The sequence below is a fragment of the Jannaschia sp. Os4 genome, from assembly GCF_016820245.1.
GTDB lineage: Bacteria > Pseudomonadota > Alphaproteobacteria > Rhodobacterales > Rhodobacteraceae > Jannaschia.
Window position 1 is genome coordinate 75,104 of record NZ_JAFCAR010000006.1, and the last position, 24,265, is coordinate 99,368.

Here is a 24,265-nt window from a genome sequence, read left to right on the forward strand (position 1 = left end):
ATGACCCTCGCCCCCCCGCCGGACCCCCGCCGCTTCGGCCTCTCGGGCCGCCAGCGGCGCCGCGCGCTCGGCACGGTCCAGATCGTCCTGATCGTGGTGGCCATCGCGATCATGCTGGTCCCGATCGCGTGGATCTTCCTCGCGGCCTTCAAGAACCTGCGCGACGTCTACACCCTGTCGCTGTGGTTCACGCCCACGCTCGAGAACTTCGCCACCGTGTTCGAGCCGCCCTACTCGCTGGGCGCCAAGCTCTGGAACTCGACCCTCGTGGCGACCGTGACCGTGGTCCTCGCCATCCCGGTGGCGACCATGGCCGCCTACAGCTTCTCGCGCTTCCGCCTGCGCGGCGAGACCACGATGCTGGTGATCATCCTCGCCACGCAGTTCGTGCCGGCGGTGGTGATCGTTCTGCCGTTCTTCGTGATGTTCCGGGACATCGGGCTCTTGGACACGCGCCTCGGTCTGATCCTCGTGAACCTCGCCATCGTGATGCCCTTCGCGATATGGATGATCAAAGGCTTCATCGACGGCATCCCCATCGACACCGAGGAGGCCGCGATGGTCGACGGCGCCTCGCGGCTGCGGGTGATCCGCGACGTGGTCCTGCCGATGGCCGCGCCCGGCCTGCTGACGGCGGGCATCTTCTGCTTCATCATCGCGTGGAACGAGTTCCTCTTCGCGCTGATCCTCACCAACAAGGAGGCGGTGACGCTGCCCATCGGGCTGGCGCTCTTCAAGGCGGAGGAGGGGGACCTGTGGAACCTGCTCTCGGCGGCGGGGATCATCATCATGGTCCCGATGTTCGTGCTGGCGCTGCTGATCCGGAGATACTTCGTGCAGGGGATGACGATGGGGGCGGTGCGGTGAAGATGCGGAACGGAGCGCATCGCAGGGCCGTGGCACGGCGAGCCGACCCGACCGCGAAGCACTTTATCCATCACCCCCGCACGACGCCCCCGCGTCGGGGAACCTCAGACCGATCGCCGGGCCGGGGGACGGCCCGGCGATGCGCGGACCGCTACGCGGTCGTATCGCGCGGGCGCGTAACACGACCGGGAGCCGCCGCATGGCCGAAGTGATCCTCAAGGACCTCACCAAGCGGTGGGGCGACTTCGTGGGCGTCGACGACCAGTCGCTGCATGTCCACGACCGCGAGTTCCTCGTGCTGCTGGGGCCCTCGGGCTGCGGCAAGACCACGACGATGCGGATGATCGCGGGGCTGGAGGATCCGACGAGCGGCGAGATCTGGATCGGGGACCGCCGGGTCGACGACGACCTGCCCAAGGACCGGGACGTCGCCATGGTGTTCCAGAACTACGGCCTCTACCCGCACATGACGATCCGCGAGAACATCGCCTACCCGCTCAAGGTGCGCGGCGTGCCGAAGGCCGAGATCGGCCCCCGCGTGGACCGTGCGGCGGAGCAGGTGGAGCTGACCGAGTTCCTCGACCGCAAGCCCAAGGCGCTCTCGGGCGGGCAGCGGCAGCGCGTGGCGCTGGCCCGCGCCATCGTCCGCACGCCCAAGGTCTTCCTGATGGACGAGCCGCTGTCGAACCTCGACGCCAAGCTGCGCGTGACCATGCGGGCCGAGCTGAAGCACCTCTCGCGCGAGCTGAAGATCACGACCGTCTACGTCACCCACGACCAGATCGAGGCGATGACCTTGGCCGACCGCGTGGCCGTCATGCGGCACGGGGTGATCCAGCAGCTCGGCACGCCCGACGACATCTACAACGACCCCGCCAACCTCTTCGTGGCGGGCTTCATCGGCAGCCCGGCGATGAACCTGATCGACGGGCGGGTCGAGGGCGGGGCCTTCGTCACCACGGGGGGCAAGACCCTCGCCCACGTCGCCGGCCCCGACCGCGCGGCGGCGGTGCTCGGGGTGCGGGCCGACGACATCGCCGTGACCGAGGCGGGCGCGGGCGCCATCGACGCCACGATCTACGCCTTCGAGAACACCGGCGAGGCCACGCTGCTGACCGTGCAATGGGGCCGCCAGCGCGTCATCGCGCGCGGGGACCGGCACCTGAGGCTCGACCAAGGGGACGTCGTGGGGATCACGCTCGACCCCGCGCATCTCTACCTCTTCGACCCCGAGACCGGCCTCCGCCTGCGCGACGCCTGACGCCCCTCGATCCCCGCGCCCGCCCGTGCGATGCAGCCGATCGGGCCACCGGGGAGGGAGCGGACCGTGGAGATCGTGATCGGCGCAGCCGCCCTCCTCGCCATCGCCGGGGGCGCGCTGCTCTGGCGCCGCCGCGGCGCCGGACCCGACCGCCGCGCATGGACGGCGCGCCGCCTCGCCGGGACGGCGGACCGGCTGCGCGGCGCGGCCGACCGCGTCGCCGCGCCGCGCGCGACCACCTTCCGCGACATGGCCGAGCGGCTCGAGCGCATCCGCGCCCATGTCCGCGCCCGCCCGGCGGTCCCCGGCGGCATCCGCCGCCTCGCCGGCCACCACGCCGCCGTCATGGCCGACCTTGCCGACGACTACGCCGACCTCGAGGCTCGCACCCGCCCCGAGCAGGCCGACCGCCTCGACGCGCTCGGCGCGCAGTTCGCCGACCACCTCGACGTGCTCGACCGGCTCGACGCCGCGCTGGTCGAGGCCGACTTCGCGCGGGTCGAGGCCGCGATGGAGGTGCTCGACCTGCAGCTCGCCCGCCTGCCGCAGAGCCGCGCGTGAGCGACGGCCCCTTCGCCGCGATGCGGTTCCGCCATCCGTGGCGGGCCTATCAGGCGCGCGTGCTGGCCGACCTCGAAGGGCACATGGACGACGACCGCCTCCACGTCGTCGCCGCCCCCGGCGCGGGCAAGACGGTGCTCGGGCTGGAGGTGATGCGCCGCCTCGGGCGCCCCGCCCTGATCCTCTCCCCCTCGCTCGCGATCCGGAACCAGTGGATCGACCGGCTCGCGGACCTCTTCCTCGACGGGGCGCGGCCCGGCTGGGTCTCGACCGACCTGCGCGCGCCCGCCCCGATGACGGTGGCGACCTACCAAGCGCTCCACGCCCTCGGCGACCTCGCGCCCTTGGCCGAGGCCGGGTTCGGCACGCTGATCCTCGACGAGGCGCACCACCTCCGCCGCGCGTGGTGGGCCGCGCTCGCCGATCTCGGGGACCGCGTCGACGCCCGCTCCGTCGCGCTGACGGCCACCCCGCCCTACGACGTGTCGGGGGCCGAGTGGCGCCGCTACGACGCGCTCGCCGGCCCCGTCGACGCCGAGATCGGCGTGCCGGAGCTCGTCCGCACCGGCGACCTCGTGCCCCATCGCGACCTCGTCCGCCTCGTGCGCCTGCCGCCGGGGTCCGGCCACGCGGACCTCGCGCGCGCGGACGCGGATCTGCGCGCCGCGCTGCGCGGGCGCGCCGACCTCTGCGACCTGCTTCTCGGGCATCCTTGGATGCGCGATCCGCATTCCGATCTCGACGCGCTGCTGTCCGCGCCGGACCTCGTGGCCGCGATGATCGTCTACCTCGCCGACGCAGGGCGCGACCCGCCCGCCGAGGCGCTGCGCGTCCTCGGGCTGCGCGGGATCGCGATCCCCCCCGTCACCGACGCGTGGCTCCAGACCCTCTGCGGCGGGCTGCGCGACGACCTGCCCGCCGCGGTCGTGGCCCTGCTGCGGCGGCACGGGGCGCTGGCGCGCGGGCGGGTGTCGATCCCGCCGGGCGGGGCGCGGCGGCGGACGATGCTGCGGGACGCGCCGGACCTGTTCGAGGCGGTCCGCGACGCGGTGGACGTGGAGCGCGGGACGCTCGGCCCGGACCTCCGCATGGCGATCCTGTGCGAGCATGTCGGCGCGGGCGCCGTCACCCTCGCCGCGCAGGAGCCGGGCGCCTTCGCCCCCGACGCCGTCGCGGGCCGCGTCCGGGCCGACCGCCGCGCCGGGCGCCCCGACGCGGGCACGACCTTCGAGCGGCTGCGCGCCGGGCCGGGCGCGCCGGACGACCTCGGGGTGCTGACCGGCTCGCTCTGCATCGCCCCCGCCGCCGCGCCGCGCGGCGAAGGGGTCGCGGCCCGCCCCCTGCCCCACGATCCGCGCTACGTCCGCCTGACCTTCGAGGCGGGGGCGGACCGCGTCGCGCGGATGTCCGACCTCGTGGCGGCGGGCCACGTCCGGGTGCTGATCGGCACGCGCGCGCTGCTGGGACAGGGCTGGGACCTGCCCGCGCTGAACGCGCTGGTGCTGGCGACGAACGTGGCCTCCTTCGTGTCGTCCAACCAGATGCGCGGGCGCGCGATCCGCCGCGACCCCGCCGCGCCGGGCAAGACGGCGAACATCTGGCACGTCGCCGTCGCCGACCCCGAGGGCGGGGGGCCGGAGGTGGACGACCTGCGCGCCCGATTCGACACCTTCGTGCATCTCGATCCCGTGCGCGGCTCCATCCGCTCCGGCTGGCTCTCCCCCGGCGAGGCGGACCCTGCGCGGCAGGCGGCGCGCGCCCGCGACGGGGCGGGCCTCGCGCGGGCGTGGGACGCGGCGCTGGAGGCAGGGGGGCCCTCCCCGCGGCTCCGGCACCGGGTGGCGACCGCGACCGCGCCGCGCGGCCTCGTGCGGACCGACGTGCTGACGCGCGCCGTGCCCCGGATCGGCGCGGCGGCGGCGCTCGGGGTCGGCTGGGGCACGCTGTCGGGGGGCCTCTGGACCGGCGTGGCGGCGCTGGCGGCGGCGGGCGCGCTGGCGGTGCCGACGGCCCCGTCGCTGCTGCGGCTCGCGCGCCACGGCACCTTGGCCGGAAGCCTCGGCCAAGCCGGCGCGGCGCTCCTGCACGCCATGGCGGAGACGGGGCTCGTCCGCACGCCGCGCGCCGCGCTCTCCGTCGAGACGGGGACGGAGGACGGCCTCGCGTGGGCGGCCCTCCGCGGGGGGACGCTGCCCGAGGAGACGCGGTTCCAGTCCCTCCTCGCCGATCTCCTCGGGCCGGTCGGCAATCCCCGCTACCTGCTCCTGCGCGAGAGCTACCTCGGCGACCGCCTCCGCATCGCCCCCCACGCCGTGCCCGGCGACCTCGGGCGCAACCGCGACGGCGCGACGGCCCTGCTCGACGGCTGGCGGCGGCATGTCGGCCCCGCCCGGCTGGCCTACACCCGCACCGTGGAGGGGCGGCACGCCCTGCTGCGCGCGCGGATGGTGCAGCTGGCCGACGCCCCCGCGCCGCGCCGCGGCACGGTCTGGGCCTAATGCGTGGACCCCGCGCCATGATGCGCGCCCCGCGCGGGCGCGGCCCCTTGAACCCCCCGGGGGGCCTCCGGTTAATGGCGCCGGCGGGGACGAGGGGGACCGGGACGTGAGGGACGACGACAAGACGCGGCCGCCCGCGACCGCCCTGCGCGACGGCAGCGCGGCGGCGATCTTCGCGCAGATCCCCGAGCTCTCCTCGCTGATGCAGCACGAGGCCCGGCCCGACGAGGGCGCCCTCGACTTCCTCGGGCGGCTCCGCTCCTCGACGACGCCGGAGGAGGCCGTGACCTTCACCGCCTTCGCGGCGCTGCCGCAGATGGGGGTCTGGTGGGGCTACGAGTCGCTGCGCTCGCTGGCGGGCGCGATCCCGGCGCGCGACCACCCGCTGATGGAGACGATCGCCACGTGGATCGCGGCGCCCACGGACGACCTGCGCCACCGGATCATGCGCGAGGCGCTCTACGCCCCGGCCCGCTCGCCCGCCGTGCTGCTGGGCCTCACCGTGGGATGGTCCGGCGGCTCCATCGCGCCGAACGACACCGCGCCCGTCCCGCGCCACCGGGGGCCGCGCGCGCTGAACACCGCGATCCTGTCGGGCCTCGCGCGGATGCCCACCGGCGAGCGCTCGGTCCGGCTGGCGCGGGTCATCGCGCTGGCCGAGACGATGTATCGGGGCGCCTGATGGCCTTGGTCCTGCGCCTCGATAACGTCGACCGCCTGCCCGACGGCGGTCCGGTCTCGATGCCCTTGGGCGAGGGGCGGCTGCAGGTCGGGCGGGGGGCGGGCATGGACTGGATGCTGCCGGACCCGTCGCGGCACCTGTCCTCGCACCATTTCGACGTCGTGTTCCGGGACGGGGCGCACTGGCTGGAGGACGTCTCGACCAACGGGACGTTCCTGCAGGGCCAGCGCTACCGCCTCGATGGCGCGCACCGGCTGCAGGCGGGCGACCGGTTCCAAGTGGGGTCCTACGTGGTGGCCGTCGAGGGACCGGGCATGGCGGCGCCCGCGCCCGCGCCTGCGGCGCCCTCCGCCGACGCGACCGGCGGGTGGGCCGCGGCGGACGACCCGTGGGCGGTGGGCGGCCCGCTGCCGCCCGTCGATCCGATGCCGCCCGCCCGGACGGGGCGGCGCGACGACTTCGCCGACGAGTTCATGGCCCCGCCGCGCTTCGCCGCACCCGCGCCCGCGCCGGAGGCGCCGCCTGCGGCGGTCCCGCTGGAGGCCGTGCCGCCGCCGCAGCCTCACCTGCGCCCGCTGACGGCGGCCCCGCGCCCCGATCCGGCCGCCCTGCCCCCCGCCGCCCAGCCGACGCCCCCTCCGGCGCCCCCCGCCGCCGCGCCCGCGCCGGCCCCCGCCGCGCCGCCCCCGCCGCCCGCGCCGGGCGAGATCGTCGCCGCCTTCTGCGAGGGGGCGGGCCTCGACCCCGCCGCGATGGGCGGCGCCGACGGGCTGGCGCTGGTGCGCGAGGCGGGGGCCGCGCTGCGCGCCGTGACGGAGGAGACGCTGCTGCACCTGCGCGCCCGCGCCGCCTTCCGCGCCCAAGCGCAGGGCAAGGTCGAGCGGACGATGGCGGGCCTCGCGCCCAACCCGCTCAAGACCGCCCCGCAGGCCGAGCGCGCGCTGGACGAGCTCTTCTTCCGGCCCCGCGCCGGGGCGGAGGCGGGGGCCGCCGCGATGGGGGCGGCGGCGCGCGACCTGCGGCGCCACCACCACGCGCTGATCGCCGCGCTCCAGCCCGCGCTCGGCGCGGTGCTGCACGACCTCGCGCCCGAGGAGATCGAGGCGGCCGCGGCGGGCGGCCTGCTGTCGGGCAAGCGGTCGCGCGCGTGGGAGACCTTCGTGGAACGCTGGGACGGCAAGGCGTCGGCCCACGAGAACGGGATGCTGGACGAGTTCCTGTCGCATCTGATGCAGGCCTATGCCGACGCGCTGCGCGCGGCGGACGACGAGGGGGGAGAGCGGCGATGAGCACGCTGGAATGGCTGACCGAGCCGGTCGAGGCGGACCCGCCCTGCGGGCCGGACCTCGAACTGGCCGAGGACGACGACTTCCTCGACTACTACTACGACGCGGAGGGCCGCCTGCCCGCCCGCTACATGGACACCGGCCAGTCCCTCGGCGCCGACGGGCGCCCGCGCGACCGGCTGTTCGACGCCTCCTCCGTGGACCTCGCGGGGGAGCGGCGCGAGATCGAGGGGCTGCTGCGCCGCTCGCGGGACCTGCGCCCCCTGTCGCTGCTGGCGCGCTGGGGCGCGCTGGCGTGGCGGACGGACGTCCTCGCCGACGCGGTCGAGGGGATGGCGGCCTTGGTCGCCGCCCACGGGGACGCGGTGCATCCCGCGCTGCCCGAGCGGTCCCGCGATCGGCGCGGGGCGATCGAGGCCTTGGCGACCCCCGCCCACGTCATCCAGCCGCTCAACCACCTCCCGCTCACCGGCACGGGCGAGGTCACGTGGCGCCGCTGGCAGGTCGCGCAGGGCCGGGTCGAGCCGCGCGCGGGCGAGGAGGAGGCCGACGGGACCGCGATCCTGCAGGCCTTGGGCGACCGCGCCAACGCGTCGCAGGTCGAGGCAGTGCAGGCCGACCTCGCCCGCGTGGCGGCGGCGGCCCGGACGCTGCACCCGAACCTGCTCGAGCGGCTGCTCGACACGGTGGACGGGATCCTCGGGCTGATCGCGCAGGCGCGGCCCGAACTGACGGCGCCCGCGCCGGACGCCCCGGCGCCCGCCGACGCGCCCGAGGCCGGAGGGGCGCCCGCCGAGGCGGAGGCGTCCCCCGCCCCCGCCGCGGTCGAGGAGCTGCCCGCCGACGCCCCGCAGGACCGGGCGCAGGCCAAGGCGGCCCTCGTCGCGGTCGAGACCTACCTCGCGCGGAGCGAGCCCGCCTCGGCGGCGCTGCTGCTGACGATCCAAGCGCGGCAGCTGATCGGGCGGCCCTTGGTCGAGGCGCTGGAGACGCTGCTGCCGGGGGACGCGCCGCGCGCGGTGATCGACCTCGGAAGCTCGGGCTTCGCGCTGCCGATGGACCGGCTCAAGGCGCTCAGCGGCGAGATCCCCGCCCCCGACGCCGCGACCGCCGGGGAGGCCGCCGCCGCCCCGGAGGTCGTGGACCGCGGGCAGGCGGCGGGCCAGCTGCGCGCCATCGCCGCGTTCTTCCGCCGGAGCGAGCCCGCCTCGCCCGTCCCGCTCCTGCTCGACCGTGCGCGCACGTGGCTCGAGCGGGACTTCGAGGGGCTGCTGAGCGAGCTTCTCCCGCCGGCGGCGGAGGGGTGAGCGACACAGGGAACGGATTATCCACGAGACGCGCGTTGACTTACGGGAAAGCCCTCGGTTGACGTTGCATCAACCAATTTCGACCAGAGCACGGAGAGCAGGCTCATGGCGTCCGACAAGGCCACCGACTTCATCAAGCGCAACCGCCCGCCGCGCGTGAACATCAGCTACGAAGACCCCTACGACAGCGAGAAGATGGTCGAGCTGCCGTTCGTCATGGGCGTGATGTCCGACCTGTCGGGCAACGACTCCGAGGTCGAGAAGGCCCCGATGGACGAGCGCGACTTCGTCGACGTGACCGGCGCGACGCTGGACACGGTGATGTCGAAAATCAGCCCCGCCTCCTCCTTCGCGGTCGAGGACAAGCTGAACGAGGACTCCTCCGACAAGCTCGGCGTCCGGCTCGAGTTCAACTCGATGGACGACTTCAACCCGGCCCGCGTGGCCGAGCAGGTGCCCGCGCTCAAGAAGCTCCTCGAGGCGCGCAAGCAGCTGGCGAACCTGCAGCGCTACATGAACTCGAAGCCGAAGGCGCAGGATCAGATCAAGACCCTGCTCAACGACCCCGAGCTGATGGCCGCCCTGGCCGCGCGCGGCGCGTCCGACGACGCGGAAGGAGACGCCTGATGGCCGACACCCAGACCCAAGCCGGGGCCGAGGCGGGCGCGCTGTCCGAACTCGACGAGTTCTCGGACATCCTGCGCCAGACCATCAAGCCGCGCTCCGAGGCCGCCGCCGCCGAGGTGGACAACGCCGTCACGGCGCTGGTCCGCGAGGCGATGGACGACCAGACCCTCGTGACCGAGGACGTGCTCGACACGATGGACGCGATCCTCGCCAAGCTGGACCAGAAGCTGTCGGACCAGGTCAACGCGATCATGCACCACGAGGAGTTCCAGAAGCTGGAATCCGCGTGGCGCGGCCTCGCCTACACGGTCAACAACTCCGAGACCGACGCGACGCTGCGCGTGAAGGTCATGAACGTGTCCAAGCAGGAGCTGGCCTCCATGTTCCGCGCCTATCCGGGCGCCCGCTGGGACCAGTCGCCGCTGCACCGCAAGATCTACGAGCAGGAGTTCGGCACGCTGGGCGGCAACCCGTTCGGGGCGCTGGTCGGCGACTACTACTTCGGCATGAACAGCCAGGACGTCGGCGTCCTCTCGGGCATCTCCAAGATCGCCGCCACGGCCCACGCGCCCTTCATCTCGGCCGCCGCGCCGGAGCTGCTGGGCATGGACACGTGGAACGAGATCGGCACCCCGCCGGACCTGTCCGAGATCTTCGAGACGCCCGACTACGCCAAGTGGAACACGCTCCGCGAGAGCGAGAACAGCCGCTACCTCGCCCTGACCCTGCCGCGCGTGCTGTCGCGCGACCCCTACGGGCAGGACAGCGAGAGCCAGGTGGCCGAGTTCAACTTCGAGGAGGAGACGGACGGGCACGGCGGCGAGAAGTACGCGTGGATGAACGCGGCGCACGCCTTGGCCGCCAACATCAACCGCGCGCACAAGATGCACGGCTGGACCGTCCAGATCCGCGGCGTGCAGGCGGGCGGCGAGGTGATGAACCTGCCCACCCACACCTTCGAGACCGGCGACGGCGACAAGGACCTGAAATGCCCCACGGAGGTGTCGATCACGGACCGCCGCGAGGGCGAGCTGTCGGCCGCCGGGCTGATCGGCCTGATCCACCGCAAGAACACCGACAAGGCGGCGTTCATCGGGGCGCAGACGCTCTACAAGCCGAAGAAGTACGTCGACGAGGCGGCGACGGCGTCGGACAACATGTCCTCGCGGCTGCCCTACATCTTCGCGGTCTCGCGCTTCAGCCACTACCTGAAGTGCATGGTGCGCGACAAGATCGGCCAGTCCCCGTCGCGCCAGCAGCTGGAGAACGACCTCCAGTCGTGGGTCAACAAGTACGTGGAGCCGAATCCCGACACCGCGTCCGAGGCCCAGAAGGCGAAGAAGCCCCTCGCCGGGGCGACCGTGCAGGTCGTCGAGGACGAGGAGAACCCGGGCTACTACGCCGGAAAGTTCTTCCTGAAGCCACATTTCCAACTCGAAGGAATGGATATCGGGATGAGCCTCGTCTCGAAGTTGCCGAACGGCAAGTGAGGCGCTAACCCTACGTCAAGCACGGCGCCCCGGAGGGGGGCCCGCGCCCCCAGTCAACCAGAGAGAGAGTACTATGGCTGTCGATATTTTCCTTCACCTGGCCAACGGCATCAAAGGCGAGTCGCAGGATTCCACCCACAAGGACGAGATCGACGTCCTGGCGTGGAACTGGGGCCTCACCCAGTCGGGCACGACCCATGTCGGCGGCGGCGGCGGCGGCGGCAAGGTCGAGGTGTCGGACATCACGCTGACGAAGTACGTCGACCTCGCGTCGAACGACCTGATCAAGCGCGCGACCTCGGGCGAGCACATCGCCGACGGCCGCCTCATCGTCCGCAAGTCGGGCGGCGGCGCTCCGGTCGAGTACTTCATCATCGACATGGAGAACATCATGATCACGTCCTACCAGACGGGCGGATCGAAGGACGGCCTGGACCGCATCCAGGAGACGCTCACGCTGAACTTCCGCAAGTTCCAGATCACCTACACCCTGCAGGAGGAGACCGGCGTCGCCGGGCCGCAATCCTCGACGGGTTGGGACATCGCCGAGAACGCGGAGTGGTCGGTCTGACCGCCACGCGGTGACGCGGCGACGACACGGACGGGGGCCCGCCGCGAGGCGCGGCCCCCGTCCCCTTGAGGGCGGACGCCTTCCGTAGTCTCCTCGCCCCGACGACACGGACGACGACAGGCACCTGCACGATGGCCCGATCCACCGACGTGACCCGGCCCGACCTGCGCGGGGGCCAGCGCGGCAAGCCGCCCCGGCAGATGTCGATGATGCACGTGTTCCGCGCCTCCGCCGAGGCGGGCGACGCGCGCGAGGATCCCTTCGACCGCGGCCACGACGCCCCCGAGGGCGAGCGCGCGCGCCGCACCTTCCGCGACACCATCGACGAGGGCGAGCTGCGCCGCCATCTCGCGCTCGACCTCGAGAGCCTGATCTCCACCGTGCGCCTCGATTCCGCGATCCGCCTCGACCCCGAGACGCGGGTGGCCCATTCGGTGGTCAACTACGGCTTCGCCGACCTCAGCCGCGCCAGCGGGACCGACACGTCGCGGCGCACCATCGCCAGCACGATCCGCGCCTCGCTGGAGGCGTTCGAGCCCCGGCTCGTCCCCGGCTCCGTCGTGGTCGAGCCGCTGGGCGAGGACGAGAAGGGCACCAACCGGCTGTCCTTCCGGGTCGCCGCCGACATCGCCGCCGACCCCGCCGACCTGCCGCTGGACTTCGTCGCCGAGGTGGATCTCGGGGCGGGCAAGCTGCGCACCAAGCGGCTCCGGCAGCAGCGCCGATGAGGAAGGCGTTCCGCGACGCCTACGAGCGCGAACTCTCCCTGCTCTACGAGCGCGGGGCGGAGTTCGCGGCCGAGTATCCCGGCATCGCGGGACGGCTCGGCGGCCTCCTGCGCGACAACGCCGACCCGGCGGTGGCGGGCCTGCTGGAGGGCGCGGCCTTCATGGCGGCGCGGGTCCATCTCAAGATGGACGAGGAGTTCCGGAACTTCACCACCGAGCTGCTGGACCAGGTGTTCCCCGACGCCTTGGCCCCCCTGCCCTCGATGATGCTGGCGCAGGCGGCGATCCCGGCGGACGCGGCCAACCTCGCCGAGGGGCTGGAGGTGCCGGTGGGCGCGGCGATGGACGCGCGCTTCGTCGACGCCGACCACCGCGTCGCGTGCCGGTTCACCACCGCCGCCCCGCTGACGATCTGGCCCCTGCGCCTCGGCGAGATCGACTACCTCGGCAGCGCGGCCGAGCTGTCGGCCTTGGGGCAGGACGCCGCGCCCGGCGCGCTCGCGGGCCTGTCCATCGCGCTCGCCGTCACCGGGGACGCGGACGTTCCCTTGGGCGAGCTGCCCGTGGGCGACCTGCCGGTCCACTTCACCGCCTCGATGGGCGACGCGACCGCCCTCTACGAGCAGGTCCACTGCGATGTCGTGCGCGCCTCGCTCCGCTGGCTCGACGAGCAGGGCGACCCGGTGATCCGCCGCCTCCCGCCCGGCGCGATCGACCAGATCGGGTTCGACCGCTCCGAGCGCATCCTGCCCCACGACCTGCGCCTGTTCGACGGCTTCGCGCTGCTCCGCGAGGGGTTCGCCTTCCCGCGTCAGTTCCTCGGGATGCGCCTGCGTGACGCGAGCCGCCATCTCGCGGGGATCGCCGCGCGCGAGGTGCAGCTGATCCTCGAGTTCGACCGCCTCGACCCCGGCCTGATGGAACGGCTGCGCCCGGCGCACCTGCGGCTGCACTGCGTGCCGGCGGTCAACCTGTTCCCCGAGAGCGCGCAGCCCATCCGCCTCGACGGGAAGCGGCACGAGTTCGTCGTCACCCCCGCCTCCAGCCCCGCGACCCACTACGAGGTGCACCGCATCCTCGACGTGCGCGCCCACTACGGCAGCTCGCGCGCGCGGATGCCGGTGCATCCGCTCTACGGCCTGCCGGACGACGGCGCGTCCGACCCGCGGCAGGCGCTCTACTACACCAGCCGCCGCAAGCCGCGCCGCCTGACGGAGGAGGAGCGCCGCTTCGGGCGGCGCCAGCCCTATCTCGGGACCGAGACGTTCCTGTCCTTCTGGGAGCCGCCGGACCTCGACGACGGCGCCGACGACGCGCAGGGGCACGGGGCGCAGCGCCTGCACGTCCGCTGCCTGTGCTCGAACCGCCACCTGCCCGCGATGCTGCCCAAGTCGGACGCGGCGGGCGCGTTCACCCTGCTCGACGACACGACCGTCACCCTCGCGGCGGTGGCCGGGCCGACCGCCCCCCGCGAGTCCTTGGGAATGCTCGACCTCGACGCGCCGCACAGGGCCGTGGCGGGCGACGTGCAGTGGCGGCTGCTGAGCTACCTTTCGCTGTCGCATTTCGGGATCGAGGACCGGGCGGGCGGGGATTCGGCGGCCGCGCTGCGCGAGATGCTGTCGCTCTTCGCGGACCTGTCCGAGGCCACCTCCGAGAAGCAGATCGGCGGGATCGTCGGGCTGGAGACGCGGCCGGTGACGCAGCTGATCGCGCGCGAGGACGGGCACCTGCCCGCGCGCGGCATCGAGCTGCGGATCACCTTCGACGAGGACGCCTACGAGGGGGCGGGCGCGGTGCTGATGGGGGCGATCCTCGACCGCTTCCTCGCCGAGTACGCGCCGACCAACAGCTTCACCCGCACCGTGGTCGCCTCGCGGCAGCGCGGCGACATCAAGACGTGGCCCGCCCGCACCGGCTCGGGGCCCCTCCTGTGAGCCCCGCCCGGCCCGATCCGGTCGAGGCGCGGCGGAGGGAGGCGACGCGCCTCGGGCTCTTCGCTGCGCTGCGGCGACAGGAGCGCCGCAACCCCGACCGCCCGCCGGTGGGCCGCAACGCGCGGCTGGCGGACGAGGTGGCGGTGCTCGGGCAGGATCCGTCGCTCGACTTCCCCGCCGCCGACGTCACCGACTTCGAGCGCCTCGCGGACGGGCGGATCAGCGTCCGCACCGCCGTCCTCGGCTATTTCGGGCCGCAGGGCGCGCTGCCGCTCAACACCACGGAGGAGGTGCTGCGCTGGTCCGTCGCCGCCGGGGACGAGAGCTTCCCGCGCTTCGCCGACGTCTTCGCCACCCGGTTCCTGCAGCTGTTCTTCCGGGCGTGGTCCGATGCCCGCGCCGTGGGCCAGTTCGACCATCCCGACCGCGACCGCTTCCGCGCCCACGTCGCGGCGCTGTCGGGCATCTCGACCCCCGCCTTCCGCGACCGCGACGGCATCCCGGAGATCTCGCGCACCCGGCTGGTCGGCCTCCACGCGACGCGGGTGCGCTCGGCCGTGCGCCTGCGGCAGCTGATCGAGCTCTACCTGCGCGCCGAGGTCGAGGTGGAGGAGCACGTCCCGACATGGATCGTCTTCGAGCCGGAGGACCGCTCGCGGCTGGGCCTCGGCGCGGCGACGCTGGGGCGCGACGCGGCCCTCGGATCGCGCACGCGCAGCGTCAACGACCGCATCCGCCTGCACATCCGCACCCGCGGGCTCGAGGACTACCACGCCTACCTGCCGGGCGGCCTGCGCCACCGTCAGCTCGCCGACCTCGTGTTCTGGTTCCTCGGGCGCCGGACGGAGGTGGAGGTGGCGCTGTCGCTGCCCGCCGAGACGGTGCCGCCGGGGGCGTTGGGCAAGACGATGGCGCTGGGGTGGATGGCGGCGCTCGCGCCGGACGAGGACGCGACCGGCCCCATCGAGGTGGCGCGGTTCGAACTGGACGCGGCGTGAGACTGCGCGACTGAGAGGGGAACGGGCCGATGGCCGAGATCACGATCGAGAAGTTTCTGGGGAAGGCCAACCGGACCGGCTACGACGCCTTCCTCGGCGCGATGCGGCAGGCCCGCTCGGAGGAGAACGCGCGCGTCGAGGCGGTGCACTGGCTGTTCCATGCGCTGTCGGACAAGGACAGCGACTTCGCCCTCACGCTGGGCGCGATGGACGTGGACCGGGGCGAGGTGCTGCGCCAGCTGGACGCCGCGCAGTCCGCGCTCCGCAAGGGCGTCACCGAGGCCCCGCAGGTCTCCGACAACCTCAAGAAGCTGCTGGAGCTGGCGTGGACCTACGCCACCCTCTTCTTCGGCGAGGCGCAGATCCGCACCGGCCACGTGCTCTTCGCCGCGCTCTCCGACGAGCGCCTGCGCCGCGAGGTGACGGCGGCGGCACCCGCGCTCGACGCGCTGTCGGCGGACCGCATCGCGCGCGAGCACCAGGCGATCTGGGCGCAGTCCAACGAGGAGAGCCTGCGCCCGATGGACGGCTCCGGCCTGACCGCCGGGGGCGCGCGGGACGCCGCCGAGGGCCGGGGCGGCGACACGCCGCTGGGGCGCTACTCCGTCGACATGACCGCGCAGGCCGAGGCGGGCGGCATGGACCCCATCGTCGGCCGCGACCCGGAGATCCGGCAGATCGTCGACGTGCTGCTGCGGCGGCGGCAGAACAACCCGATCCTCACCGGCGAGGCGGGGGTCGGCAAGACCGCCGTGGTCGAGGGCTTCGCGCAGCGCCTCGCGGCGGGCGACGTCCCCCCTGCCCTGCAGGGCACCCGCCTCCACGCGCTCGACATCCAAGCGATGCAGGCGGGCGCGTCCATGAAGGGCGAGTTCGAGCAGCGGCTGAAGTCCGTGATCGACGAGGTGCAGGCCTCGCCCGTCCCGCTGATCCTGTTCATCGACGAGGCGCACACGCTGATCGGCGCGGGGGGTGCCGCGGGCACGGGCGACGCGGCCAACCTGCTTAAGCCCGCGCTCGCCCGCGGCACGCTGCGGACGATCGCGGCGACCACGTGGTCGGAGTACCGCAACCACATCGAGAAGGATCCGGCGCTGACCCGCCGCTTCCAGCCCGTCGACGTGCCCGAGCCGGACGTGGCCCGCTGCTGCACGATGCTGCGCGGCATCCTCGAGCCGATGGAGGCGCATCACGGCGTCCGCATCGCCGACGAGGCGCTGGTCGCCGCCGTGTCGCTGTCGGACCGCTACATCCCCGCGCGCCAGCTGCCGGACAAGGCGGTCTCGCTGCTCGACACGGCCTGCGCCCGCGTCGCCGTCTCCCAAGCCGCCACGCCCGCGCGGATCGCGGACCTGCGCGCCCGCATCGCCGCCCTGTCGTCCGAGATCGCCGCGAAGGAGGCCGAGCGCGACCTCGGGGCGACGGACGAGGACCGGCTGGCCGAGGCGATGGAGGAGCGCGCGACCGCCGAGGCCTCCCTCGCCGAGGAGGAGGCGCGCTACGCCGACGAGAAGGCCGTCGTCGACCGGATCGTGGAGCTGCGCCGCAGCCTGTCCGAGCCGGGGGAGGACTTCGACGAGGCCGCCGCCCGCGCAGAGATCGCCGCCAAGATGGACGACCTCTCGGCGCGCGACGCGGACGACCGCATGGTCTACCCCCACGTGGACGCGCAGGCGGTGGCGAGCGTCATCTCCGACTGGACCGGCATCCCGGCGGGCCGGATGGTCGCGGACGAGTTGCAGCAGGTGCTGACCCTCGCCGACACCCTGCAGGAGCGGGTGATCGGGCAGGACCACGGGCTCCGGATGATTGCCAAGCGGATCGAGACGAGCCGCGCGGGGCTGGGCAACCCGGACAAGCCCATCGGGGTGTTCATGCTGGCCGGCCCCTCGGGCGTCGGGAAGACGGAGACGGCGCTTGCACTGGCCGAGCAGCTGTATGGCGGCGAGCAGAACGTCATCACGATCAACATGTCCGAGTTCCAGGAAGCGCACTCGGTCTCGCTGCTCAAGGGCGCGCCGCCGGGCTACGTGGGCTACGGCGAGGGCGGGCGCCTGACCGAGGCGGTGCGGCGCAAGCCCTACTCGGTCGTGCTGCTCGACGAGGTGGAGAAGGCCCACCCGGACGTGCACGAGCTGTTCTTCCAAGTGTTCGACAAGGGCATCATGGAGGACGGCAACGGGCGCCCGATCAACTTCCGCAACACGCTGATCCTGCTGACGTCGAACGTCGGCACGGACGTCATCATGGAGATGGCCGCCGATGGCACGGTGGACGACATGGAGGAGCTGGACGCCGCGCTGAAGCCGTTCCTGCTCGACGTGTTCCCGCCCGCCCTGCTGGGCCGGATCGTGACGATCCCCTACGTGCCGCTCTCGCCGTCGGTCCTGCGCGGCATCGCGGAGCTGAAGCTCCGCTCGGTCGCGCGGCGCATGAAGGGCGCGCACGGGGCGCGGCTCACGTGGACCGACGCGGTGCTGGACCACATCGTCGACCGCTGCCGCGACCCCGACTCGGGCGGGCGGATGATCGACAACATCATCACCAACTCCATCCTCCCGGACCTGAGCCGGGACGTGCTGGGCCGCATGGTCTCGGGCGCGGAGATCGGGGACGTGACCATCGAGATGGGCGAGGACGGATTCGCCTACGGGTTCGGGTAGGGGAGAGACGGCATGGCCTTGGACATCTTCGTGTCGGTCGATGGGACCGGACCCTATTCCGACGGCGTCTACGCCGCGGACTTCGAGGACAGCCACGTCAGCAGGCTTCACCGCGAGTGGCATACCCACGCACGGTTCTATCGGCGCGGCCCCGGCGCGCTGGGGACGGCGACCGGCTCGCTGGGCTACGACATGTTCATGCGGGCGCGCCATCACTGGCACCGCGCCGGGCGGGAGGGGGGAAGCCGCATCTTCCTGTGCGGCTACAGCCGGGGCGCGGCGGCGGCGATCGTCGCGGCGCGCTACATGCAGCGCCACGGGATGCGGGTGCATCACCTGATGCTCTTCGACGCCGTCGACCGCTCGCCGTCCCCCGACACCGAGACGATCCCTGCCAACGTCCGCATCTGCTCCCACGCCCGCCGGGCGCCCGCGGCCGCGTCGCGGGAGTTCTTCGGCAATTGCGGCACCCGCGCCGAGGACGGCGCAGCGACGTCCTATCACGAGGAGACGTTCCACTGCACGCACGGCGCGGTGGGCGGGATGCCGTGGGAGGGAACGGCGCAGACCGGACGCGTGGAGGAGATGCGCCCCGGCCTTGCGCGCGGGTTGAATCGGATCGGAGAGATCCTGTCGGACGCGTCGCGCTCGGACCACAGTTCGATGATGCGCCGGGACCGTCCCCGGGCGAACCTGTACCGGGCCTACCGCGCGACGGGCGTGACCGCTTCGCAGGAGGCGGCGGGCGCGGCGCGCTCGTGGGACTGGATGCGCGCGGAGCTCACCATGACCAAGGCGCTCCACATGGACGACGCCGTGGTGGAGGCCGACCGCCTCTAGCCGGCCGCCGCCAGCACGTCGTCCACCAGCTCCACGTAGGCCTCCACCTTCGGGTCCGGCGGCGGCGGGGGCGCGGCCGCCACGGTGGCCGGGGCCGCCTGCCCGCGCCCGCGCATCTTGCGGTCGGCCCACGCCTTGAGGTCGGCCACGTCGTAGTTGCGCAGGAACGGGTTGGCCCGCACCACCCCCGCCCCCATCAGCGCGAGGATGGTCACGTCGTCGCGCGTCGACAGGACCTTGTCCGCGCCCCCCGGCCCGAGGAAGTGCGCGAGGTAGAGGCGCCCGGCGGTGATCGCGTGCCCGCGCGAGCGCAGGTAGCGCTCGTTCTCCTGCGCCAGCCGGGTGACCATCTCGCGGCTCAGCGTCGGGTCGAAGCGCAGGCGCAGCAGCTCGCCGCGGTTCAGCGTCGCCACGAGGTCGGGACGGTAGGTCCGCATCATCCGCAGCCACGTGGACTCGATGAACTGCCCGAGGCCCGTGGCCGTGGAGAGCGGGTTCTTGGCCCGCGCGTTGCCTGCCGACTCGACCCTGATGATCTGGCTGACCAAGGCCTCGACGGCGCCGGACGCCTCGGCGGGGGCCGTGGCGATCACCCGCTCGCCGGTCAGGAGCGGCATCGGGTCGGTCGGCTCGCCCGCCAGCCGCGTCTCGAAGTGGAGGTGCGGCCCCGTGGACCGGCCCGTCGTACCGACCTGCCCGATCACCTCGCCCGCCGCGACCTCCGTGCCGACCTCCTGGCCCGGCGCGAAGCGGTGGAGGTGGGCGTAGCGCGTCTCCAGCCCGCCGGGATGGGCGATGGCCACGAGGTTGCCGTAGCCCCCCGCCGTGCCGCGCCGCACGATGCGCCCCGCCATCGCGGCGCGCACCGGCGTGCCGGTCGGCGCCGCCCAGTCGACCCCCGCGTGGAGGCGCACCGTCTTGAGGATCGGGTGGCGGCGCGGCCCGTAGCGCGAGGTCAGCACCCCCTCGACGGGCGCGACCAGCGTGGCCGCCCCGCGCGCGGCACGGCCCGGCACGTGGCAGCGGAACCCGCCCTCGGACTCGTCGGGCACGACGTAGCAGCGCCACGTCTCGGATCCCCCCTCGAGGGCGGCGTACATCAGCTGCCCGTCCGCGCCGCCGCCGGGGCCGTGATCCTCGGCGAAGGCGAGGACGATGCGCTCCCCCTCGCGGGCGGGACGCTCGAGGTCGAGGTCCTGCGCGAGCACGGCCGTGAAGCTGCCCGCAAGGTCGGACGGGACGCCCGCGCGCAAGGCGGCGGAGTAGATCGCGTCCATCAGGCGGAAGGTGGCCCCGGCCTCGGGGGCGGCGCCCACGGCGAGGTCGGACAGCCCCTCGCCCACCCACGGGTCGGCGGCGGGCAGCGCGCCCGACGGCGTCGGCGCCACCGTGCCGAGGTATCCGTCCGGCCCGATCACCGTGACGTGCGAGGCCCGCGCCCCCCCGTCCACGAGGCGCAGCGCCACCAAGCCCCCGCGCGGCAGGCGCGCCGCATCGGGCAGGACGGCGGCGACCTGGTCGGCGAGGGGACGCCCCCGGTCCTCCAGCGGGCTCTCGGCGAGCAGGTCGCCGAGGTCGCGGGGCTGCTCGGCGCGCAGCACCACGTCCTCGAAGAGCGGCACGCGCAACGCCTCGCGCCGCAGGAAGGTGAGGCTCGTCTCCTCGACCGGCGCGGCGGCGACGGCGGGCGACGGCGCGGGGACGCCGCCGTCCTCCAGCCCGGCGATCTCGACGCCGTAGCTGTCCTCGCCCAAGCCCTCCTCCGTCTCCAGCCCGGCGAGGTCGAGCCCCGCCAGCTCCGCCAGCGCCGCCGGATCGGCCATCGCCTCGCGCAGGTCGCGGGCCGCGCGGTCCTGCTGCTGCTGGAGGAAGGCGAACTCCTCGCGCGACGAGGGCAGCACCGTCATCAGCCGGCTCTCCGTCACCACGAGGTCGTCGCGCAGCACGGCCACCCGCTCGGGCCGGGGCAGGCCGAAGCGCGAGATGTCCAGCATCGCGGGACCGGTCACGCGGGCGAGGCCGTCCTCGACCGCCTCCGGCGGCAGGCGCAGGATCGTGGGATCGCCGGGGATGTGGGCGAAGGCGTTGCCGGTCACGACGGGGGCGACGACGATTTCGTGCTCGATCTGGACCAGCGTCTCGTCGGCATCGCCCGCCACCTGCCACCGGTGGACGGCGTCGCGGACCCCGTCGGCCACCCGCGCGGGCACGTCGGTGAAGGCCCACAGCGCCGCCCCCGCCAGCGCGGCGGGGAGCACGCCCCACAGGAGGGCCCTGCCCCCGGCCCGCCGGGCGCGCCGGGCGCGGGCCCTTGCGCGGGCGGCGCGGAACTTGGGATCGACCTCCATGCGCGGACGCCCCCCGGCCCTAGCGGAAGGCGCCGCTGAAGGTCGGGTTGATGCGCCCGCCGCCGGACGGGGCCGGGGCCGGCGCGGCGCGCGCGGGCGCGGTGCGGGCGGGCGCGGCCTGCCGGGCCTGCGTCCGGGCGGGGGCCGCCCGGCGCGTGGTGGTCGCCGCCGGGGCGGCGCGGCGGGGGGCGGCGGCGACGACGGGCGCGGGGCATTCGATGTCCTCGCGCAGGATCACGTCGCGGAACAGGGCGACCTGCGCCTCGCGGGTGGGCGCCGCGCCGCCGCGCTGCGCGTAGTAGCGGTCCACCGCCCCGCGCGAGCCGTTGCCCCAGTCGCCGTCGATGGCCAGCCGGTAGCAGCCCATCCGCTGCAGCGCCGTCTGGAGCGCGGCGGGCACGGCCTCGGGCAGCGGGTCGAACACGCCCTGCGCCACGAGCCGGGCGTAGTTCTCGGGATCGGCGGCGCGCAGCCGCTCGCGCGCCGCGTAGCCGTCGACGTCCACCCCCTCGCCCGCGAGCGCCCCGCCCTCGTCCACCGGCGCGCCGTCCTCCGCGCCGGGCAGGCGTCCCACGATGATCGACGGGCGCGGCAGGCCCGCCTCCGGCGCGCGGGCCGACAGCAGCGCGGCGGGCTGGGTGACCGTCCCGATGGAGAGCGACGCCCCGCCGGGGCGGAGCGCGACGGGCTGCACCCGCCCCGTCGCCACGCCCCCGAGGGAGGCCGACCCGATCGTCACCGCGGCCGCCGCGCGCCCGATCACGACGCCGCCGCCGCCCGCCGCGGGACGGGACGGGGCCACCGGGCCGCCGCCGATCACCACCGGCGCCGCCTCGCGCCGGGCGGGGGCCGCGCGGAGCGGGCCGAAGCCGCCTCGCAGGACGAGCGGCTCCATCGCCGCCACGCCGCCCTCGGCGAGGCCGGCCCGCACCACGGCGGGCAGGTCGACCTCCGGGCAGGCGCCGTCCGCCCCGCGCTCCGGGGCCAGCATGGCCACGGCCCCGTCCCCAGCCCAGTCTCCGGCCACTTCCCCGGCCTCGTCCGCGTCGCGGCAGGCCGCCCCGATCAGCAGCACCTCCCGCGCGCCGCGTGCGCGCAGGGCGGCGGCGGGCGCGGAGATGGCCGACGGGTCGGCGGCGACGATCACGACGCGAGCGCCGCGGGGCGCGGACAGGGCGGACGGCGCGGCGTCCGCGGAGACCCGGCGCACGTCCCACCCGGCGGTGAGGAAGGCGCGGGAAAGGCCGACCACGGCGTCGGCGGCGCCCGCGGGCGCGCCCGCGTCGCCCACGAGCCACGCCAGCCGCGCCCCGTCGGCGGCGGCCCCGCTCCCCCCCGCGCAGGCGGCGGCGAGCGCGATGATCGCGGCAAATCCCCTCATGGGGGGCACCTTACCGGATCGCGGCGGGAGGTGAACCGGCCCCGGCCGCGTCACCCGCGCGCGGGGCGCTCCGGCCACGGGTCATTCGGGGATCGGCGCGAGGAACAGGCGCCACGCCTCGGCGGCCCCCGTGTCCACCAGCAGGAACCGCGCATCGAGATGGCCGCGCACCGCGCAGTCCGCCGCCGCCCCCTCGATCACGAAGCGGCCCGGCGCCACGCAGAGCGGCACCGACCCGGACAGCAGCGTGCGCCCGAACACGTCGAGTGCGAAGACGTGGACCGGCCCGCCGCGCAGGCGATCGGGGATGACCTCGGCGCACTGGTTCGGGCCGATCTTCCACCAGCCGCGCGTCTCGACCGTGCCGCGCTCGTCCCGCCCGATGGCGACGTTGGCGACGTCGAAGCTGCGGTTGCAGATGGTGAATGCGGCGGAGGCGGGGCCGGGGGCCGCCCAAAGCAACGCGGCTGCAACGCCGAACAGTGCATTTCGCATCGCCGCCTCCCGTTTCCGCGCGGGCCGTGCTAAGGCCGCTCCACACGCGGGAGATATCGCCCATGCTGCGCGCCGTTGCCATCACCATCGGAACCACGGTCCTGGCCGCCGGGGCCGCCGTCGCGCTGTCCTTCGGGCACCAGGCGCGGTCCGGCTACGAGCAGCACGCGGTGTTCCGTCCGGTCGGCGCCGACCCCGGCGTGGCCCGCCGCGCCGCGGCGCCCGATCCGGTGGCCGCGCGCGCCGTCCCGCGCGCCGCGTCCCGTCCCGTCGCCGATCCGGCGGCGCACCGCTTCGTCCCGCCACCCGCGCCGACGGCGGAGGTCGGGTCGCGCGCCCTCGCCGCCTCGATGCGCCCGGTGGCGCGGACCTCCGCGCGCATGGGGGTGGTGGGGGGCGCCGACCTTAGCCTCGGGCGCGCGCCCGCGTGGGATCCCGGCGCCGGACGGGTCGCGGCGACGCCCCGCTCCGACGGGGGCATCGCCGCGAGCGCCGTCTGGTCGACCGGCGTCTACCGCTAGGGCGCCGCGCGGCCCCCGGAGGCCGCCCCGACCGGCCTTGACCTCCCCGGACGCTTGGGGTCCGCTGCCGCCGATCGGCGCACCGCCGTCCCGACCGCCCCGTCCCGACCTCCGGAGCCTCCATGATCCGTCCCCTGCTCGTGTCCATCGCCCTCCTCGCCTGCTCCGGCGGCACCCTCGCCGCGCAGGAGCAGCCCGAGGCCGCCGCGCCTGCGGCCCCCGCCGCGACCTTCGACCTTGAGTTGAACAACGCCGCCACGCTCGACGGCGGGACGTGCCAGCTGACCTACGTCGCGGCCAACCGTTCCGAGGTCGATCTCGCGCAGGTCTCCTACCAGGTGGGCTTCTTTGACGCCGAGGGCGTGGTGCGGCAGATCCTCGTGCTGGAGTTCGGGGCGCTGCCGCCGGGCAAGACGCGGATCGTGCCCTTCGTGCTGCCCGACCGCTCCTGCGAGGACCTGTCGCGCATCGTCGTCAACGACGTCGCGGCCTGCCAGACGGCGGAGGGCGGCACCGCCGACCTCTGCCTCTCCGGCCTGACGACGGCGTCGCGCGCCGACATCGACTTCGGGATCTGACGCGGATGCTCGGGGGGATCGACCCGGTCACGGGGGCCGTGTTCGCGGCCTTGGCGGCGCTCTCGGTGGCGGCCCTGACCGTGTGCCTGTTCAAGCTGATCCAGTTCCGCCGCCTCGGCGTCGGGCGCGAGGACCGCGCCGAGGCGATCCTCGACGCATGGCTCGGCGGGCGCCCCGACGAGGCGACCCGCGCCGCCCGGACCCGCGACGCGGTCGGGCCGCGCGTGCTTGAGGCGGTCCTCTCCGCCCTGACCGCCCGGCCCAACGACACCGCCTATGCCGAGGAGCTCGGGCGCACGGCGGCGATGGGCGAGATGGCCCTGCTGTCGCGCCGGATGCGGGTGCTGGAGGCGGTGGTGCAGGGCGCCCCGATGCTCGGCCTGCTCGGCACGGTGATCGGGATGATCGACGCCTTCTCGACCCTGTCGCTGGCGCAGGGCGCCGTCGACCCCGCGCTGCTGGCGGGCGGCATCTGGACTGCGCTGACGACCACCGCCGCCGGGCTGGCCATCGCGCTCGCGACCTACTTCGTGGCGACGTGGCTGGAGGCCCGGATCGAGGGCGAGCGCCAGATGATCGAGGTGGCCGTCTCGACCGCGATCCACGGTCGCGTCGCGTCCGCCTGA

At 74.5% G+C, this 24,265-nt stretch carries 21 protein-coding genes; 18 read left to right on the forward strand and 3 right to left on the reverse strand.

Annotated elements, in window-relative coordinates:
* From JQC91_RS17210 to JQC91_RS17280, 15 genes are all read left to right on the forward strand, one after another.
* Positions 1-867, forward strand: a complete 867-nt coding sequence (locus tag JQC91_RS17210) for a carbohydrate ABC transporter permease (protein WP_203288800.1) — start codon at positions 1-3, stop codon at positions 865-867.
* 199 nt (positions 868-1,066) lie between these two features.
* Entirely contained in the window at positions 1,067-2,128 is a 1,062-nt protein-coding gene (gene ugpC / locus JQC91_RS17215; protein ID WP_203288801.1) for a sn-glycerol-3-phosphate ABC transporter ATP-binding protein UgpC, read from the forward strand.
* 66 nt (positions 2,129-2,194) lie between these two features.
* A complete protein-coding gene (locus JQC91_RS17220) occupies positions 2,195-2,689 on the forward strand; it encodes a hypothetical protein (protein ID WP_203288802.1) in 495 nt (164 codons plus the stop codon).
* Complete coding sequence (locus JQC91_RS17225) at positions 2,686-5,187, forward strand: DEAD/DEAH box helicase family protein (protein WP_203288803.1); 2,502 nt, start codon at positions 2,686-2,688, stop codon at positions 5,185-5,187. Before JQC91_RS17220 ends, JQC91_RS17225 begins: the two co-directional genes overlap by 4 nt.
* A gap of 106 nt (positions 5,188-5,293) precedes the next feature.
* The gene (locus JQC91_RS17230; RefSeq protein WP_203288805.1) at positions 5,294-5,869 is read left to right on the forward strand and encodes a hypothetical protein; all 576 of its coding nucleotides are present in this window, start codon (positions 5,294-5,296) and stop codon (positions 5,867-5,869) included.
* On the forward strand, positions 5,869-7,158 hold the full coding sequence (tagH, locus tag JQC91_RS17235; RefSeq protein WP_203288807.1) for a type VI secretion system-associated FHA domain protein TagH: 1,290 nt from the start codon (positions 5,869-5,871) through the stop codon (positions 7,156-7,158). Before JQC91_RS17230 ends, tagH begins: the two co-directional genes overlap by 1 nt.
* The gene (locus JQC91_RS17240; protein ID WP_203288809.1) at positions 7,155-8,462 is read left to right on the forward strand and encodes a type VI secretion system ImpA family N-terminal domain-containing protein; all 1,308 of its coding nucleotides are present in this window, start codon (positions 7,155-7,157) and stop codon (positions 8,460-8,462) included. Before tagH ends, JQC91_RS17240 begins: the two co-directional genes overlap by 4 nt.
* 105 nt (positions 8,463-8,567) lie before the next feature.
* Positions 8,568-9,089, forward strand: a complete 522-nt coding sequence (tssB, locus tag JQC91_RS17245; protein ID WP_203288811.1) for a type VI secretion system contractile sheath small subunit — start codon at positions 8,568-8,570, stop codon at positions 9,087-9,089.
* Positions 9,089-10,579: a type VI secretion system contractile sheath large subunit gene (tssC, locus tag JQC91_RS17250; RefSeq protein ID WP_203288813.1), complete on the forward strand. Its 1,491-nt coding sequence runs from the start codon at positions 9,089-9,091 to the stop codon at positions 10,577-10,579. Before tssB ends, tssC begins: the two co-directional genes overlap by 1 nt.
* Before the next feature lie 73 nt (positions 10,580-10,652).
* A complete protein-coding gene (locus JQC91_RS17255) occupies positions 10,653-11,150 on the forward strand; it encodes a type VI secretion system tube protein Hcp (RefSeq protein WP_203288814.1) in 498 nt (165 codons plus the stop codon).
* Between the two features lie 131 nt (positions 11,151-11,281).
* Entirely contained in the window at positions 11,282-11,878 is a 597-nt protein-coding gene (gene tssE, locus JQC91_RS17260; protein ID WP_203288815.1) for a type VI secretion system baseplate subunit TssE, read from the forward strand.
* Entirely contained in the window at positions 11,875-13,815 is a 1,941-nt protein-coding gene (gene tssF / locus JQC91_RS17265) for a type VI secretion system baseplate subunit TssF (RefSeq protein ID WP_203288816.1), read from the forward strand. The genes tssE and tssF overlap by 4 nt, the downstream gene beginning before the upstream one ends.
* A complete protein-coding gene (tssG, locus tag JQC91_RS17270; protein ID WP_203288817.1) occupies positions 13,812-14,813 on the forward strand; it encodes a type VI secretion system baseplate subunit TssG in 1,002 nt (333 codons plus the stop codon). Before tssF ends, tssG begins: the two co-directional genes overlap by 4 nt.
* A 29-nt stretch (positions 14,814-14,842) precedes the next feature.
* A complete protein-coding gene (gene tssH, locus JQC91_RS17275) occupies positions 14,843-17,476 on the forward strand; it encodes a type VI secretion system ATPase TssH (protein WP_203288818.1) in 2,634 nt (877 codons plus the stop codon).
* Positions 17,477-17,488: 12 nt separating this feature from the next.
* A complete protein-coding gene (locus tag JQC91_RS17280) occupies positions 17,489-18,316 on the forward strand; it encodes a hypothetical protein (RefSeq protein WP_203288819.1) in 828 nt (275 codons plus the stop codon).
* On the opposite strand, the gene JQC91_RS17285 is transcribed toward JQC91_RS17280, so the two are convergent.
* The 3 genes from JQC91_RS17285 to JQC91_RS17295 all read right to left on the reverse strand — a co-directional run bounded on the left by JQC91_RS17285 (position 18,313) and on the right by JQC91_RS17295 (position 22,540).
* On the reverse strand, positions 18,313-20,664 hold the full coding sequence (locus JQC91_RS17285; RefSeq protein WP_203288820.1) for a peptidoglycan DD-metalloendopeptidase family protein: 2,352 nt from the start codon (positions 20,662-20,664) through the stop codon (positions 18,313-18,315). The genes JQC91_RS17280 and JQC91_RS17285 overlap by 4 nt on opposite strands.
* Before the next feature lie 19 nt (positions 20,665-20,683).
* A complete protein-coding gene (locus JQC91_RS17290; RefSeq protein ID WP_203288821.1) occupies positions 20,684-22,045 on the reverse strand; it encodes a hypothetical protein in 1,362 nt (453 codons plus the stop codon).
* An 81-nt stretch (positions 22,046-22,126) separates the two neighbouring features.
* Complete coding sequence (locus tag JQC91_RS17295; RefSeq protein WP_203288822.1) at positions 22,127-22,540, reverse strand: DUF1036 domain-containing protein; 414 nt, start codon at positions 22,538-22,540, stop codon at positions 22,127-22,129.
* Positions 22,541-22,602: 62 nt separating this feature from the next.
* Between JQC91_RS17295 and JQC91_RS17300 the strand changes: the two genes are divergently transcribed.
* The 3 genes from JQC91_RS17300 to JQC91_RS17310 all read left to right on the forward strand — a co-directional run bounded on the left by JQC91_RS17300 (position 22,603) and on the right by JQC91_RS17310 (position 24,265).
* A complete protein-coding gene (locus JQC91_RS17300; protein WP_203288824.1) occupies positions 22,603-23,061 on the forward strand; it encodes a hypothetical protein in 459 nt (152 codons plus the stop codon).
* 122 nt (positions 23,062-23,183) lie between these two features.
* Positions 23,184-23,639, forward strand: a complete 456-nt coding sequence (locus JQC91_RS17305; protein WP_238941661.1) for a hypothetical protein — start codon at positions 23,184-23,186, stop codon at positions 23,637-23,639.
* Positions 23,640-23,644: 5 nt separating this feature from the next.
* Positions 23,645-24,265, forward strand: a complete 621-nt coding sequence (locus JQC91_RS17310) for a MotA/TolQ/ExbB proton channel family protein (protein ID WP_203288825.1) — start codon at positions 23,645-23,647, stop codon at positions 24,263-24,265.